We start from the raw sequence: 16207 nt of genomic DNA, 5'->3' as shown, positions 1-16207 counted from the left end.
CAGGATGTGCACCGTCGTGATCCTTCCCTGAGCCAAGTGGGGGCCAGCCTACGCCGGGGCGTCCGGGCACCCCGGACGCCCGCAGGCGTCAGTCGGCCAGGTTGCCACCGTTGCTGGCGATGACGTCGGCGTAGTAGCCGAACGACTTCTTCCGGTACCGCTGAAGGGTGCCCGTGCCGTCGTCGTTGCGGTCGACGTAGATGAACCCGTACCGCTTCGACATCTGCGCGGTCGAGGCGCTGACCAGGTCGATCGGACCCCACCAGGTGTAGCCCCACAGCTCGACGCCGTCCTCGATGGCCTCGCGCACCTGCAGCAGGTGCGCCCGCAGGTAGTCGATGCGATAGTCGTCCTCGACGGTCAGGACGCCATCGCGTTCGACCAGCTCGTCTTTGGCGCCGAGGCCGTTCTCCACGATGAACAGCGGCTTGCCCCAGCGGTCCCAGAACTGGTTGAGCACGATGCGCAGTCCGACCGGGTCGATCTGCCAGCCCCACTGCGACTCGGGCAGCGTCGGGTTCCGCTTGCCACCCATGATGTTGCCCTGGCCGACCTCGCCCGCCGTCGCGGACTCGCACAGGCTCATGTAGTAGCTGAAGCTGACGAAGTCGACGGTGTTCCTGAGCGTCTCGCGGTCGGCGTCGGCGATGTCGAGTTTGATGCCCTTCTCGCGCAGCGTCCGCAGGAAGTAGCCGGGGTACTCACCGCGCACGTGGACGTCGCTGAACGCCAGGTTGTCGTGGTCGGCCCGCATCACGGCCAGCACGTCGGCCGGGTCGGGGGTCAGCGGGTAGATCGGCATCGCGATCACCATGCAACCCACCTTGATTGTGGGGTTGACCTCGCGCGCGATCCGGGTAGCGGACGCCGAGGCGACCAGTTCGTGGTGGATCGCCTGGTACAGGTCGCGCTCCGAAAGCTGCTCCTTCGGCGTCCAGATGCCACCCGACATCAAGGGCGCGTGCAGCACCGCGTTGATCTCGTTGAAGGTCAGCCAGTACTTCACCCGATGCCCGTACCGCTCGAACAGGACGCGGGCGTAGCGCTCGTAGTAGCCGATCAGCCGACGGTCGACCCAGCCGTCGTACTCGCGGGCCAGGTGCAGCGGGGTCTCGTAGTGGCTGATCGTGACCAGCGGCTCGATGCCGTGCTTCTCGCACTCGTCGAGGACCCGGTCATAGAACGCCAGGCCGGCCTCGTTCGGGGTCTCCTCGTCGCCGAGCGGGAAGATCCGCGACCAGGCGATCGAGAACCGGAACACCTTGAAGCCCATCTCGGCGAACAGCGCGATGTCGTCGGCGTAGCGGTGGTAGAAGTCGATGCCCTGCAGCTTGAGGTTGTCAGGGGTGGGCTGCTCGGTGGGCGGCGCCGAGATCCCCTTTGGCATCACGTCCTGGATGGACTGGCCCTTGCCGTCGGCGTCGTAGGCGCCCTCGCACTGGTTCGCGGCGACCGCGCCGCCCCACAGGAATCCCTGCGGGAAAGTGGTGTCCACTTGCGTTTCTCCTTGTCGTTCGAGGTCAGAGGGTGACGGACGCCGCGGACGCGCCGGCGGCGACCAGGCCACTGGTAACGGGTGCGACGTCGGTGAGCTGGCCAGAGTTGGTGACGATCATCACGGTCGTGGTGTCGTAGCCGGCTGCCTCGACGGCGGCCAGGTCGACCTCGCAGAGCACGTCGCCGGCCCTGACGGCGTCACCCTTGGCCACTCGCGGGGAGAAGCCGTGGCCCTTGAGCTGGACGGTGTCGATACCGATGTGCACCAGCACCTCGACGCCGTCGTCGGACTTGATCCCGAAGGCGTGGCCCGACTCCATGGTCACCACAACGCGTCCATCGATCGGCGCCACGACGGTGCCGTCGGTCGGCTTGATGGCGACGCCGCGGCCCATGGCGCCGGAGGCGAAGACCTTGTCAGGCACCTCGGCCAGCGGCAGGGCGGTGCCGGCGACCGGGGCGATCAGGCCCACCACACCGGACGCCGCACCTGCGGCGGCGTCTGTCGAGGCAGCCGAGGGCGCGGACTGGGCGTCGGCAGGTTCGGCCTCGGGGTGCTCCCGCGGGGCGAAGAACAAGGTGCCCACGAAGCCGATGGCGATGGCGATGCCGGTGCCGATGAGTTGCAGGGTGAAGTCACCGACGTTCATGTACGCGGGCAGGGCGAGCAGAGACGGGAACACGAAACCGTTCGCAGCGCTGCCGCCGGCCGAAGCGATGGCGCCACCGATCGCCCCACCGGCGAGACCGAAGTAGAAGGGGATCTTCAGGGGCAGGTTGACGCCGTAGATGGCGGGCTCGGTGATGCCGGCGACGAAGCCGGACAGCGCGGACGGTCCGGCCACCTCACGGCGCTTGGCGTTGCGGGTGCGGAACATGACGGCCAGGGTGGCGGCGGCCTGGGCCAGGACGGCGGCCAGCAGTGGGCCGGACAGCACCGAGTATCCCTGCAGGGTGATGTCGTTGAGCATGATCGGGACGATGCCCCAGTGCAGACCGAACAGGACGAGGACCTGCCACAGGCCGCCCAGTAGCGCGCCGCCCAGCCACGGGGCCAGCATGAACACGGTGGTGATTCCTGTCGAGATGCCGCGGGCAGCGAAGGTGGTGACCGGGCCGACGGTCAGCAGCACCAGCGGGACCATGACGAGGATGACCAGCAGCGGGGTGGTGAAGTTGCGCAGCCAGTGCGGGAGTACCCGGTTGAGGAACCGCTCCAGGAAACCCTGCAGCCAAACCGCGATGATGATCGGCACCACCGAGCTGGTGTAGTTCATCGGGACGACCGGTAGGCCGAAGAATGTCACCGCCTCGGTGGCCTCGGTCAGTGCGACGATGCTCGGGTAGACCAGGGCGGCCGCGATGGCCATGGAGGTGAAGATGTTCGTCTTGAACCGCTTCGCGGCGTTTACTGCGAGGAAGATCGGCAGGAAGTAGAAGATGGCGTCCGCTGCCGCGTTGAGGATGGTGTAGGTGCTGGTGGCGGCGTCCAGCAGGCCGAAGTTGGTGAACATGGCCAGGAACGCCTTGAGCAGGCCGGCGCCGGCCAGCGGCCAGAGGACGGGCAGGAAGATGGAGCTGATCAGCTCGATGAACCGGTTGAGCAGGTTGCCCTTGGCACCGCCCTCGACGGATTCGGAGGCCTGTTCGCCCAGCTTGGTGATACGGGTGATCTCCTCGTAGAGGGCCGGCACGTTGTTGCCGATGACAACCTGGAACTGGCCGCCGGAGGGCACCACGGTGATGACGCCCGGCAGCTTCTCGACGGCGGCCTTGTCGGCCTTCGAATCGTCCTTGAGGGTGAAGCGCAGGCGGGTGGCGCAGTGCGCCACCTGGTTGATGTTCGCCTCGCCGCCAACCTTTTCCACGATCTGCGGGGCGAGAGCCTTGTAGTCCACGGAGCCCATCGGTGGGTCCTTCCTGTTCCGGGCAAACAGAAAAGGCCTGAGACCACACATTCGTGTGTCTCAGGCCTTGCCTCGTCTGCCGAGTAACAATCCTTGTGAGCGTTCGCTCGGGAACACGCTAACACAGTCATCTCGCCTTGTGCAACTGGGGGACGCCGCCGCGCGCGAACGCCCTGCTGACCCTGGGGGCCCACCCCAGCGCGGACCCTTGCCGTGCCCGGGTGGCCAAGCGGGATCACGACCACCCACCTGCCTCCCACAACCCGGCCCAGGCCGTGCCCGGGTGACCAAGCGGGATCATGACCACCACCTGCTCCCCAACCCAGACCCCGGCCGTGCACGGGGGTCCGGTGGAGCGCTGGCCAACCTCAAACGAACTTCAAATCTTCGCCAGATTTGAAGTTGGGTCATCCTGCCTTGTCGAAGAGCTATTCGCGACTCCGTCCGACCGCTTGCGAGCCCCGGCGTTTGAAGTTCAGGACGCTGCCAGAGCCGGACGTAAGGTTGATGGGTTCCCGGCAGGAGGGGCACTCGATGTCGCAGGGAAACACCACCTTGAGCGGTCGCGTGGAGACCGCGATCCGGGGCCTGACCCCCGGGTACTTCGCCGTGGTGATGGCGACCGGCATCGTCTCGGTGGGGATGCGCACCAATGACTGGCCGGTGGTGTCGGGGATCCTGCTCGCGATAGCTGCCGTCGCCTACGTCGTCCTGGTGGGGTTGAACGTGGCCCGCATCATCCGGCACCGCAGGGCCATGGCAGACGACTTCGCCGATCCGGCACGCGCGTTCGGCTTCTTCACCTTCGTCGCCGCCAGCTCAGTGCTGGGCAGCCGACTGAGCCAGGAGGGGTTCCACCTGGCGGCACTGGGGTTGCTGCTGGTCGCCACCGTGGCCTGGATCCTGCTCGGCTACGTCATCCCGTGGACAGCGGTACTCGGCGAACGCAAGGTCACGCCGCTGTCGACAGCCAACGGCACGTGGTTCATCTGGGCGGTGGCGAGTCAGTCCATCGCGGTGCTGGCGGCCACCCTCGAGGTCGAGCTTGAGGCCTGGCGGGCGCCGATGGGGCTGCTGGCGGTCTTCTCGTGGTCGGTTGGGATCTTCCTCTACGTCGCGGTCGGAGTCTTCGTCGGCATCAGGATGCTGTCCTTCCCGTTCCGGCCGACCGATCTCACGCCCCCGTACTGGGTGGCGATGGGCGCCACCGCCATCACCGTGGTGGCAGGGGCGAGGATCGTCGAGATGGCCACCGCCCCGATGGTGGATGCCACCCGCGGCCTGATCGCCGGCGCCGCGGTCTTCTTCTGGGCGTTCGGGACCTGGCTGATCCCGCCGCTGATCCTGGCCGGGCTGTGGCGCCACGTGATCCACCGGGTGCCGCTTCGCTACGAGGCGACCCTGTGGAGCATCATCTTCCCGCTCGGGATGTACGGCGTTGGCTCCCAGTTCCTGGGCGCCGTCGATGAACTGCCGATCGTTGAGGCCATCGGCTATGCGGAGAGCTGGGTCGCGCTGGCGGCCTGGCTGGTCACCTTCGTCGCCATGGTTGTGAACATCTGGCGGACGGTTATCCGCCGGCCGGTCACCGCGCAGGCCCCAGCAGACGCGAAAGGCCGGTAGCCGCCGTCCAAGTGAACTGACGACCCTGTTTGCCGCGCCGCAGGTACCCTCTCGCCTCCAAGCTCGACAAGTCATTGCGTGCAGTCTGCTCAGTCACCCCATGACTCGATGCGTGCGACGCCGCTGAGTAGGCGAAACCGGGGTTGCGGAGCGCGTGGTCCAATAGGGCGATCTGCCGATGGTTGAACTCGCCCGGCTGTTCGCGCAGCCTGTGCTGCATAGCCTTCATCTCGCCCATCTTCCGCTCCAAATGCACGGCAAGCTCTTGGATGGCGCGCCTGATTACACGTAAGTGATGGAGGAAGAAGTAGGTCAGATCACCACCGTCGGTCTCGGTCAATTGGAAGGACCGGCTGTACTGAGCGGGCGCCTGGCGCAAGATCGTCGAAACCGTAAGGAACTCCGCCAACCAGAAGCCTTCGTGGAGCATTGACCAGTAGAACAAGGCCCTGGCGGTCCGCCCGTTCCCATCAGCGAAATAGTGGTCATAGCCAACCATGAAGTGCACAGCGATGGCCCGCAGGACAGGGGGCAGGTACTTGCCCTGATCCGCTCCGTTGGCGAACTCACATAACCGTGCCAAGCGCTCGCTGAGCGTCGAAGCATCGGGTGGCTGGTGCACTACCTGGCCGTCCCTGACATCCACGATCGCAACTCGCGTCTCATCCGGCGCCTGCAATTCGCCAGCAGCATCCGGATCGTCGAGAGTCGCATCGGTTACGATTTCGTGGATCCGCTTAACCATCTCCGGAGTAAGTGGATCACCTCGATGCGCACTGATGTACTGCATGGCCCGGTAGTTGTTCACGATCATCCGCTCGCTGGTGTTGCGCGGTTCACGACCAGAGCGAAGCATCAGCTTGGCCTCAACTCTCGTCGTCACCGCTCCCTCGAGCTGGCTCGATGTGATGGCCTCCTCCATCAGGCTGCTGATCACGTAGCGTGCTCGGGTCTCGTCATTGGTCACCAAACCGCTCACGACGATCTGGCCGCTGCTGGCGCGAGTGATTTCGTCATTCAGTTCGAGGACTTCGTCCGGCATCACGAACCAGAAGGGCTTACCCTCCTTGTCCCGCAGTGACGGCAGGAGACGCTCGTTCTGGAGCCGCGCTGTCTTGATCCGCAACCACCACTCCTGCGTGGTCAAGCCCTCTGGCGCCTGCTTGTGACGCAACTTGTCCCAGTGCGGGTACCCCGAAGGAGTGGCCACCGACGTGGTCATCACGCGCACGAACCGTTCGGGGTCGTCGGCCAATTGCTGAAGCAGGGCTCGAGTGTCAGGGGGAGTGGTCGGGAGCTTCATGTGCGCACCAAGGAGTTGCCGGGTTTGGGCAATTCTAAACGAACTCCAAACGAACTTCAAATTTCGACAGGATTTGAAGTTAGGACGTTACGCCTTGTCAGAATCCTTTGCTCGGGCAACCAAGCGCTTTCTCCCGCGGATCGTTTGAGGTTGGCCAGCGGGTGCATCTGGCAGTATGCGTCCACGACCAGGGGTGCGTGATCCACGGACCCATGAGGAAGGGTTACGCCGCCTGTTCGATGGCGACCCGAGCGGCCGCCGTCATTACTGGGTGCAGAAAGTGTGGTCTGGGCGATCAAGTGCACCCACTAACCACCTATGGGGTCGGCAGATTGGTAATCCAACCCGCCCAACGACGCTTTCAACGATTCAAAGCCCTCTGCAGTCCGTTGAGCGGGCCGTTCTACCAATCCGGCGTGCAGCAGTGCCCGACGCACTGGTCTGCTGTGTGGCGCGCGACTTATGGCTACAGGATCGCTCAAGACCCCGAAGGCTGCCCAAGACTTCCCACCGAGCGCATGGATGCAGAACGTTCAGGCTAGTGAAGTGGGGTTTGATTGGGTGGGCCTAACTGGACTTGAACCAGTGACCTCTTCCTTATCAGGGAAGCGCTCTAACCGACTGAGCTATAGGCCCGAACCGGACGCTGGACCGGCCAGCACCGACCAGCCACACTAGCGCATCGGTTCGCGTCCGCTCAAATCCCTGGCCCGGCATGAAACGATGAATAAGTAGCCGTACCTACAGACCGGAAGGAGACTGTGATGGCGAAGATCACGATCATCGGGGGCCACGGCAAGGTCGCGCTGCTGACCGCGCCGCTGCTCACCGAGGCGGGCCACGAGGTGACCTCGATCATCCGCAACCCCGACCATGCCGACGACGTGGCGGAGACCGGGGCGCGTCCCGAGGCGGCCGACACCGAGCAGCCCGACACCGACGCCATCGCCGAACCGGTGCGCGGCCAGGACGTCGTCATCTGGTCGGCCGGTGCCGGCGGCGGCAACCCGGCCCGCACCCGCGCGGTCGATCGGGACGCCGCGATCCGCTCGATCAATGCCGCCGCCCAGGCCGGCGTGCGGCGCTACGCGACGGTCTCGTACTACGGGTCCCGCCCCGACCACGGCGTCCCAGCCGACAACTCGTTCTTCCACTACGCCGAAGCCAAGGCGTTCGCCGACGAGCACCTGCGTGGGGCCGACCTCGACTGGACCATCCTGGCCCCCAGCGGCCTCACCATGGACCCCCCGACCGGTCGAATCGACGCCCACCTGGGTTTCGGCCCGCAGGGCGACCGCTCGGCCGGACGGACGGTGTCCCGCGGCAATGTGGCCCGGGTGATCGCGGCGGTGGTCGAGGCCGGCGGCCCGAGCCGCACCACGATCGCGTTCACCGACGGTGACACCCCGATCAGCGAGGCCATCGGCTCCTGAGACTCCCCGGAACCGACCCTGAGGCGTCCCCAACCACACTTGCCAGCGGCAGATCAGCGAGCGCAATCTGGACCCATGACGAACTACCCAGCACCCATCAACTCCGAAACGCGCACCGCCTCGATGCTCGCCCATCTCTCCGGCCCGATCTCGGCAGTGGTGTCGGTGGGATGGCTGGCCATCGTCGGCCCGCTGATCGTCTGGCTGATTTACCGCGACCGCTCCGAGTTCGTGCGCGGCCAGGCCGCCGAAGCCTTCAACTTCCAGCTCACCATGTGGCTGGCGGCGGTCGTCGGCGGCCTGCTGATGATCACCGTGGTCCTGATCCCGCTCGGCGTGGCGCTGATGATCGCCGCGGTGCTCGGGTCGATCATCATGGGCGTCGTCGGCGCGGTGAAGACCTCCCAGGGTCAGCCGTACACCTACCCGTGGCGAATCTCGATCCTGCACTGATCCGCACGATTCACGAACAGCAACCAGAGCGGCCGGTTCCCCACCTCGGGGGCCGGCCGCAATTGCCGTCCGGGATTTGCCGAGGCCGTCAGCCCACGGCGTAGGCTCGATCCGAATGCCGCCGTGGCGGTGCGGAAGGAGCGCAAGAGATGGCTGAGGACACGATCGTCCGGCCCGGTTCGGACGAGCTTCGGCTGGCCGTCCTCATCGACGCCGACAACGCCCGGGCGCAACACCTGGAGAACCTGCTCGCCGAGATCGCCAAGTACGGCAAGGCCAGCGTCCGGCGCGCCTACGGCGACTGGACCTCCAACCAGTTGAACTCGTGGAAGAACGAGCTGCTGCAGCACTCGGTGCAGCCGATCCAGCAGTTCAGCTACACCGTCGGCAAGAACGCCACCGACTCCGCGTTGATCATCGACGCGATGGACCTGCTGCACGCCGGCCACCTGGACGGCTTCTGCCTGGTCTCCAGCGATTCCGACTTCACCCGGCTGGCCGGCCGCATCCGCGAGGACGGGCTGGTCGTCTACGGCTTCGGCGAACGCAAGACCCCCAAGCCGTTCGTCGCCGCCTGCGACACCTTCATCTATGTCGAGAACCTCACCGAGACCCAGACCGAGGAACCGGTCAGCAAGGAACCCGCGCTGAAGCGGGACCGCCAGCTCGACCGGCTGCTGTCGTCGGCAGTCGACACCGCGGCCGGGGACGACGGCCGGGCGAACCTCGGGCTGGTCGGCAGCAACCTGTCACGCCTGGCGCCCGACTTCGACTCCCGCTCGTGGGGTTACAAGAAGCTGAAGGACCTGATGGAGGCGCACCCCGACTACCAGGTCGGGTCGCGGGCCACCGGGGACGGAAAGACGCCCAACACCTACGTTCGGCATCTCAAGTCCGGTCGATAGCCCAGCGGGCCGGCAGGACGAAGGCCAGTCCTCGGCCCGCAGGTCAGTCCCCAGCCCCCAGCCCGAAGGTCAGTCCTCGGCCAGGGTCACTTCCAGCCCGCCCAGTACCGAGCTGGACAGGTTGTACAGGAACGCCGCCAGGGTGGCCAGCGCGGTCAGCAGAATAACGTTGATGCCGCAGACGATCGCGGTGAAGCCCAGCACCCGCCAGCGGTCGATGTAGGCGCTGACCTGCACGGTGCCCGAACCGTCCGGGTTGCCGAGCAGGGCGTTCAGGGTGTCCTGCAGCATCCGCAGGGCACCGGACGCCTCGACCACCGACCACAGCAGCGCCACCGCCACGAAGGTGATGACGGCCACCGCGATCGAGAACATCAACGAGACCTTCATCACCGACCACGGGTCGAGCTTGGCCACCCGCAGTCGGGCCTTGCGGGCCGGCCGGACCGTCCCGCCGACGGTGCGCACCCGGCCGGTCCGGGCGCCGACCGGCTTCACCGGAGCCGCCGGTGTGCTCGCGCTGCCCCCGGCGGTGCCGACAGTGGAGTCCACCGGCTGCTCGGCGGGCTGGTCAGCGAGGTGGCTCACCGGCTCGGTGACCGGTGCCTGGTCCCAGGCGGTTGGTGGGTCCTTCGGCCACGCCTCGGTCTGCACACGTCCGTCGGATTTGTCGTCGGCCTGGTTCTTCGGCACCGAGACGGTCTCGCGGGCGTCACTCATCGGTTGCCTCTCGTTCGGCAGTTACGTCTCGCCCAAGACTAACCCCGTCATCGGCCTGGACCTCCCCCGACTCCTCGACGGTGTCGGCTTCGGCGTCCTCATCCTCGACCGCCACCGGCTCCTCTTCGGCGTCCTCCTCGGGTTCGGGGTTGACCGTCACCGCGACCACCTGGTCGTCCCCCTTGATGCCGACGAACTTGACGCCCATGGTGTCGCGTCCGGTCGGGGTGACGTCGGAGACCGCGCTGCGGATCACCTGTCCGGAGGCCTTGAACGAGATCACCTCGTCCTCCTCGCAGACCATCAGCGCCGCGACCAGGCCGCCGCGCTCGTCGTTCAGCCGCATCGCCCGTACCCCGAGCCCGCCGCGGTTCTGCAACCGGAACTCCGAGACCGGGGTGCGCTTGGCGTAGCCCTCCTCGGTCATGGTGAACAGGTACTGGCTGTGCTCATCGGCGCCCGCCGGGATGACGGTCATGCTGAGCAGTTCGTCGTCGCCGCGGAACCGCATCCCGGTCACCCCGGAGGTGGTCCGTCCCATCGGACGGACCTGCTCGTCGTCCGCCCGGAACCGCAGGCCCTGTCCCTTGCGGCTGACCAGCAGCACCTCGTCGTCGGCGTCGACCAGCTCGGCGCCGATCAGCTCGTCGTCGGGCTCGCGGAAGTTGACTGCGATCAGACCCGCCTGCCGCGGCGAGTCGTACGCCGACAACTCGGTCTTCTTGACCAGGCCCTTGCGGGTGGCCAGCAGCAGGTACTCGGCGTCGGAGTAGCTGCGCAGGACGATGCCCTGGGCGATCTGCTCGTCGGGCAGGAAGCTGAGCAGTCCGGCGACGTGGCCGCCCTTGGCGTCCCGGCCGCCCTCGGGCAGGTGCCAGACCTTGATCCGGTAGGCGCGCCCCATGTTGGTGAAGAAGACCGCCCAGTCGTGGCTCTTCGCGGTGAAGACGGCCGCGACCTGGTCCTCGGTGCGCAGCGACGCGCCCCGGACGCCCCGGCCGCCCCGCTTCTGGACGCGGTACTGGTCGATCCGGGTGCGCTTGATGTAGCCGCCGCGGGTCAGGGTGACCACGCACTCCTCGTCAGGGATCAGGTCTTCGTCGCTCATGTCGCCGTCGGCCGAGACGATCCTGGTGCGGCGTTCGTCGCCGTAGCGGTCGACGATGTCCTGCAACTCGGTGGACACGATCCCGCGCTGGCGTCCCTCGTCGGCGAGGATGTCCAGCAGGTCGGCGATGGTGCGTTCCAGCTCGGCCAGCCGGTCGATGATCTTCTGCCGCTCCAGCGCGGCCAGCCGGCGCAGCTGCATGTCGAGGATCGCCTGGGCCTGCACCTCGTCGATGTCCAGCAGGTCCTGCAGGCCCTGGTTGGCGACCTCGGAGTTCGGCGAGCGCCGGATAAGGGCGATGACATCATCGAGGGCGTCCAGCGCCTTGACCAGACCCCGATAGATGTGGGCGGCCTTCTCCGCCTCGTCCAGCCGGTACTGCGTCCGGCGGCGGATGACCTCCAGCTGGTGGTCGACCCAGTACCTGATGAACTGGTCGAGCCGCAGCGTCCGGGGCACCTCGTCAACCAGCGCCAGCATGTTGCAGCCGAAGTTCTCCTGCAACTGGGTGTGCTTGTACAAGTTGTTCATCACCACGCGCGGCTGGGCGTCCCGTTCGAGGACGATGACCAGCCGCTGCCCGGTGCGGGCCGAGGTGTCGTCGCGGATGTCGGCGATGCCGGTCAGCCGGCCGGAGTTGACCAGGTCGGCGATCCGCTGGGCCAGGTTGTCCGGGTTGCACATGTACGGCAACTCGGTGACCACCAGGGTGGTGCGGCCGCGGGCGTCCTCCTCGATGTCGATCACCGCGCGCATGGTGACCGAGCCGCGGCCGGTGCGCTGGTAGTCCTCGATGCCCTGCCGGCCGACGATCAGCGCACCGGTCGGGAAGTCGGGGCCCTTGACCCGGGCCATCGACGCCTCGAGCAGTTCCTCGGGGGTGGCGTCCGGGTTCTGCAGCGCCCACTGCACCGCGTCATTGACCTCGCGCAGGTTGTGGGTGGGGATGTTGGTGGCCATCCCGACCGCGATCCCGGACGAGCCGTTGACCAGCAGGTTCGGGAACCGGGCCGGCAGCACCGACGGCTCCTTCTCGCGGCCGTCGTAGTTGTCCTGGAAATCGACGGTGTTCTCGTTGATGTCGCGGACCATCTCCATGGCCAGCGGCGCCATCTTGCACTCGGTGTACCGCATCGCCGCGGCCGGGTCGTTGCCGGGCGAACCGAAGTTGCCCTGGCCGCTGACCAGCGGGGCCCGCATCACCCACGGCTGGGCCAGCCTCACCAGGGTGTCGTAGATCGCCGAGTCACCGTGCGGGTGGTACAGACCCATCACCTCGCCGACCACGCGGGAGCACTTGTTCCAGCCGCGGTCGGGACGGTAGCCACCGTCGTACATGGCGTAGATCACCCGCCGGTGCACCGGCTTCAGGCCGTCGCGGACGTCGGGCAGCGCACGTCCCACGATCACGCTCATCGCGTACTCGAGGTAGGAGTTCTGCACCTCGGTCTGCAGGTCGATCTGCTCGATGACGCCCTTGCGCGGCTCCTCGATGGTGTCGACCACCTGCTCGGCGGCCTCCTCCTCGCTCACCGGGTTGCCGCCGGGGCGGCCGGTGTCGCCGCCGCCCAGGAACTGGTCGTCCAGCCCCTCTCCGGTGGGCTCGGTGTTCGGTCCCTGCGGGGTGTCTGTCATCTACTCATTCCTTCTGGACAGTTGCGCGTGCGTCGTCCGGGATCAGATGTCGAGGAAGCGGACGTCCTTGGCGTTGCGCTGGATGAAGTGGCGGCGCTCCTCGACGTCCTCCCCCATCAGGATCGAGAACATCTGGTCGGCCCGGGCTGCGTCGTCCAGGGTCACCTGCAGCAGGATGCGGCCCTCGGGATCCATCGTGGTCTCCCACAGGTCCCCCGCGTCCATCTCACCCAGGCCCTTGTAGCGCTGGATCGGGTTGATGTTCGGCAGCTTCTTGCCGGCCGCCTTCCCGGCGTCCCGCAGCGCGTCGCGTTCGGCGTCGGTGTAGGCCAGCTCGTGCGGGGCGTTCGTCCAGCGCAACCGGTACAGCGGCGGCTGGGCCAGGTACACGTAGCCCTGGTCGATCAGCGGCTTCATGAACCGGAACAGCAGCGTCAGCAGCAGGGTGCGGATGTGGCTGCCGTCGACGTCCGCGTCGGCCATCAGGATGATCTTGTGGTAGCGCAGCTTGTTGATGTCGAAGTCATCGTGAACGCCGGTGCCGAGCGCGTTGATGATCGCCTCGACCTCCTTGTTCGCCCAGATCCGGTCGATGCGGGCCTTCTCGACGTTCAGGATCTTGCCCCGCAACGGCAGGATCGCCTGGACCCGCGGGTCACGGCCGCCCTTCGCCGAGCCGCCCGCCGAGTCACCCTCGACGATGAAGATTTCGCACTCCTCGGGGTTGGTGGACGAGCAGTCGGCCAGCTTGCCGGGCAACCCGCCGCCGCCCAGCAGGCCCTTGCGGTTGCGGGCGGCCTCGCGGGCCTTGCGGGCGGCGATCCGGGCGGACGCCGCGGCGATCGCCTTGCGGACGATGTCCTTGCCCTCCGACGGGTTGCGTTCCATCCAGTCGCCCAACCGGTCGTTGACCACCCGCTGGACGAAGCCGCGGGCCTCGGTGTTGCCCAGCTTGGTCTTGGTCTGGCCCTCGAACTGCGGTTCGGACAGCTTGATCGACAGGATCGCGGTCAGGCCCTCGCGGATGTCCTCGTTGCCGACCCGGTCCTCCTTCTTGCGGATCAGCCCCCACGCCTCACCCCACTTGTTGACCGTGGTGGTTAGCGCGGCCCGCAGCCCTTCCTCGTGGGTGCCGCCCTCGTGGGTGTTGATGGTGTTGGCGAAGGTGTGCAGCGACGAGCCGTAGCCGGTGTTCCACTGCATGGCCAGCTCGACGCCCATCCCCATCTCGGAGGAGTGGGCCTCGACGTCGATGATGTTGGTCAGCGGTTCGCGGCTGCCGGTGAGGTAGCGGACGAAATCGACCAGACCATTCTCGTAGAGGAACTCGTCACCGATGTGGGTGCCCTCCTCGTCGACGTGGTCCTTGCGCAGGTCGACGATCTCGATCCGGAGGCCCTTGCTGAGGAAGGCCATCTCGCGGAACCGGGTGGCCAGCGTCTCGTAGTTGAAGTTGGTGGTCTCGAAGATCTCGGGGCTGGGGAAGAACGTGATGGTAGTGCCGGTCTGGTCGGTCTCCTCGAGCTGCTCGACCGGGCCGTCCGGGACGCCGAGGGTGAAGCCCTGCCGCCAGTGGAAGCCGTCGCGGCGCACCTCGGCGATCATCCGGGCGCTCAACGCGTTCACCACCGAGCTGCCCACGCCGTGCAGACCGCCGGAGACCTTGTAGCCGCCGGTGCCGAACTTGCCGCCGGCGTGCAGCACGGTCAGCACCAGGGTCAGCGACGACACGCCCTCGACCGGGTGGACCTCGACCGGGATGCCGCGACCATTGTCGATGACCCGGCAGCCGCCGCCGTCGAGCAGTTCGACCCGGATGTGGTCGCAGTAGCCGGCCAACGCCTCATCCACAGAGTTGTCCACAATCTCGTAGACCAGGTGGTGCAGGCCGCGCTCGCCGGTCGACCCGATGTACATGCCGGGGCGCTTGCGCACCGCCTCCAGACCTTCCAGCACCTGGATCTGGGAGGCACCGTAGTCTCCCTCGGAACGCAGGTCGGCGCCCTCCTCGAGCAGTCCGATGTCGAGATCAGGCTCGGCGACTACGTCGATCGTGGCATCCTGTGGATCGTCGGAACCATTGGTCTGGTCTGACCGCATCGCCAGATCACTCACCGGCAGCAGCTCCTTCATCGCTCGGAACCGCCTGGCCGGCGGTGGGCGATCGCCCCACGGATCGCCAGCCGACCCGTCCCAAGTACGAAATTCTACCAGCGTGGGCCTGTTCTTCCCAGCTGACGCACCCCGGCTGTGGATAAATTGCCATCTTGAGACGCTGCAGGGCGTCCTGGACGCGTCCGAGGCCCGTGCTGGAGGTCCCGTACCGGGCTGGGGGGCGGTTCGAGCCTCTGGCGCGGTTTCCATGCCGTCACCCGGGCTCCTGGCCGCCACCCCACTCGCCACTGCGCCGCTCACCCCCACCCCACTCATCACTGCGGAGAATCGCGCAGCGAGTACGATGCGCATTCCTCCGCAGTGTGAATGAGAAGATTTCGAGATCTCGGCCCCCGGGCGGCCACGCCCCGGGCACCTCACCGGTGCAGGATTCCGGTTTAGGCACCCTCAAACCCGCTTACATCGATTCAAGGGCCGCAGATAGCGTTCCAGCGTGTCAAAACCGGAAACGCCGTCCTGCGCAAGGACCGAGAACCAGCTGGGCAAGAGCTGCCAGCTCGCCCGAGCCGGCACCGAACCAGTGAGCATGGCCCTCAACACCCACCTGAGCGAGTCGGAGGTGCGGGACGTGGCGCCGAGGCCGGGTTCGGAGGTGCGGGACGCGGCGCCGAGGCCAGGTTGGCGCTGCATGCCTCGGATCGGAGCTCCGTCGAAGGCCGTGGTGGGTGGTCGGCAGTGTGCAGCTGCTTGTCCGAGCCACGGGCAGTCGCTGACATGCATTCCACTCATCCCTGAGCATCAGGGTCTGGCCGACCCCCGACTCATTCGCGGGGAACGAAGGAAGCGGCCTTGGTCGCGTGTTAGCTTCCCGGCATGGATTTCGTCTGCCTGGCCGCCGGGCAGGGCACCCGGCTGGGCCGGTTGGGGAGCTACCTGCAGAAGTGCATGTACCCGGTCGGCCTGAAGCCCTTCCTGGAGTACACCCTGGAGCAGCTGGTGGCCTGCCGCGCCGAGCAGGTCACCGGTGACCGGCTGACCCTGGTGGTCGGCCACCTGGCCCACCAGGTGCGGGCCTACTTCGGGTCCGAGTTCAGCGGAATGCCGATCCGCTATGTGGAACAGACCGAGCGCAGGGGCACCGGGCATGCGCTGTCGCTGGCCCACCAGGCGATCCGTCCCCGGGCCAGCGTGGTGGCCTGGCAGGCCGACATGTTCGTGACCGGGAAGATGTTCGCCGGCGTCATCGACCACCCCGACGACACCGTCGTCACGCTCGGGCCGGGCCACCCCGACGAACCGGCGGTGCTGCGCGCCACTGTCGAGGGCGACCGGGTGACCAGGGTCTGGCAGGGCGCCGGGCCGCTGCTCGACATCGGTCTGTGTGAGTATTTGACGGCTTGAGCGCCGGGGGTTCGTGTGGCTGGGCGCCGGGGTTGGTGCGGTTGAGCGCCAGCGATGGCGTGGGTGGGGGCCACTGCTGGCGCTCATTCGCGGTCAGGCCTGCGAGG

The 16207-nt window shown here is 67.0% G+C and carries 11 protein-coding genes and 1 tRNA gene; 5 read left to right on the top strand and 7 right to left on the bottom strand.

What is annotated here, in order from left to right; translation table 11 throughout:
* Window positions 1-88: 88 nt before the first annotated feature.
* Window positions 89-1495, bottom strand: coding sequence for a glycoside hydrolase family 1 protein (locus WBL05_RS03920; RefSeq protein WP_424223876.1), 1407 nt, complete (start codon window positions 1493-1495; stop codon window positions 89-91).
* Between the two features lie 25 nt (window positions 1496-1520).
* Window positions 1521-3404: a beta-glucoside-specific PTS transporter subunit IIABC gene (locus WBL05_RS03915; RefSeq protein WP_424223874.1), complete on the bottom strand. Its 1884-nt coding sequence runs from the start codon at window positions 3402-3404 to the stop codon at window positions 1521-1523.
* 534 nt (window positions 3405-3938) lie between these two features.
* On the opposite strand from WBL05_RS03915, the gene WBL05_RS03910 reads away from it, so the two are divergent.
* A complete protein-coding gene (locus WBL05_RS03910) occupies window positions 3939-5027 on the top strand; it encodes a tellurite resistance/C4-dicarboxylate transporter family protein (RefSeq protein WP_424223873.1) in 1089 nt (362 codons plus the stop codon).
* On the opposite strand, the gene WBL05_RS03905 is transcribed toward WBL05_RS03910, so the two are convergent.
* Window positions 4990-6330 carry a Fic family protein gene (locus WBL05_RS03905; RefSeq protein WP_424223871.1) on the bottom strand — a complete coding sequence of 447 codons (1341 nt, stop codon included), beginning with the start codon at window positions 6328-6330 and terminating at the stop codon, window positions 4990-4992. The genes WBL05_RS03910 and WBL05_RS03905 overlap by 38 nt on opposite strands.
* Before the next feature lie 562 nt (window positions 6331-6892).
* A tRNA-Ile gene (locus WBL05_RS03900) sits at window positions 6893-6966 on the bottom strand.
* A 128-nt stretch (window positions 6967-7094) separates the two neighbouring features.
* On the opposite strand from WBL05_RS03900, the gene WBL05_RS03895 reads away from it, so the two are divergent.
* The 3 genes from WBL05_RS03895 (at window position 7095) to WBL05_RS03885 (ending at window position 9121) form a co-directional block, all read left to right on the top strand.
* A complete protein-coding gene (locus WBL05_RS03895; protein WP_424223869.1) occupies window positions 7095-7763 on the top strand; it encodes an SDR family oxidoreductase in 669 nt (222 codons plus the stop codon).
* Window positions 7764-7838: 75 nt separating this feature from the next.
* Window positions 7839-8216, top strand: coding sequence for a DUF4870 domain-containing protein (locus WBL05_RS03890; RefSeq protein ID WP_424223868.1), 378 nt, complete (start codon window positions 7839-7841; stop codon window positions 8214-8216).
* A gap of 149 nt (window positions 8217-8365) precedes the next feature.
* The gene (locus WBL05_RS03885) at window positions 8366-9121 is read left to right on the top strand and encodes an NYN domain-containing protein (protein ID WP_424223867.1); all 756 of its coding nucleotides are present in this window, start codon (window positions 8366-8368) and stop codon (window positions 9119-9121) included.
* A 69-nt stretch (window positions 9122-9190) separates the two neighbouring features.
* On the opposite strand, the gene WBL05_RS03880 is transcribed toward WBL05_RS03885, so the two are convergent.
* From WBL05_RS03880 to gyrB, 3 genes are read right to left on the bottom strand one after another with little or no spacing between them, the layout of a single operon-like run.
* Complete coding sequence (locus tag WBL05_RS03880) at window positions 9191-9841, bottom strand: DUF3566 domain-containing protein (RefSeq protein WP_424223866.1); 651 nt, start codon at window positions 9839-9841, stop codon at window positions 9191-9193.
* Window positions 9834-12584 (bottom strand): DNA gyrase subunit A, encoded by a 2751-nt coding sequence (gene gyrA, locus WBL05_RS03875; RefSeq protein WP_424223864.1) that lies wholly within the window; start codon window positions 12582-12584, stop codon window positions 9834-9836. Before gyrA ends, WBL05_RS03880 begins: the two co-directional genes overlap by 8 nt.
* Before the next feature lie 42 nt (window positions 12585-12626).
* On the bottom strand, window positions 12627-14684 hold the full coding sequence (gyrB, locus tag WBL05_RS03870) for a DNA topoisomerase (ATP-hydrolyzing) subunit B (RefSeq protein WP_424223889.1): 2058 nt from the start codon (window positions 14682-14684) through the stop codon (window positions 12627-12629).
* Window positions 14685-15572: 888 nt separating this feature from the next.
* Between gyrB and WBL05_RS03865 the strand changes: the two genes are divergently transcribed.
* Window positions 15573-16100 (top strand): NTP transferase domain-containing protein, encoded by a 528-nt coding sequence (locus WBL05_RS03865; protein WP_424223863.1) that lies wholly within the window; start codon window positions 15573-15575, stop codon window positions 16098-16100.
* The last annotated feature ends 107 nt before the right edge of the window (window positions 16101-16207 follow it).

This window comes from Brooklawnia sp. (assembly GCF_049651565.1).
Lineage (GTDB): Bacteria > Actinomycetota > Actinomycetes > Propionibacteriales > Propionibacteriaceae > Brooklawnia.
Note: the sequence above shows the minus strand (reverse complement) of the source record. Positions and strands in the feature narration are given on the sequence as shown.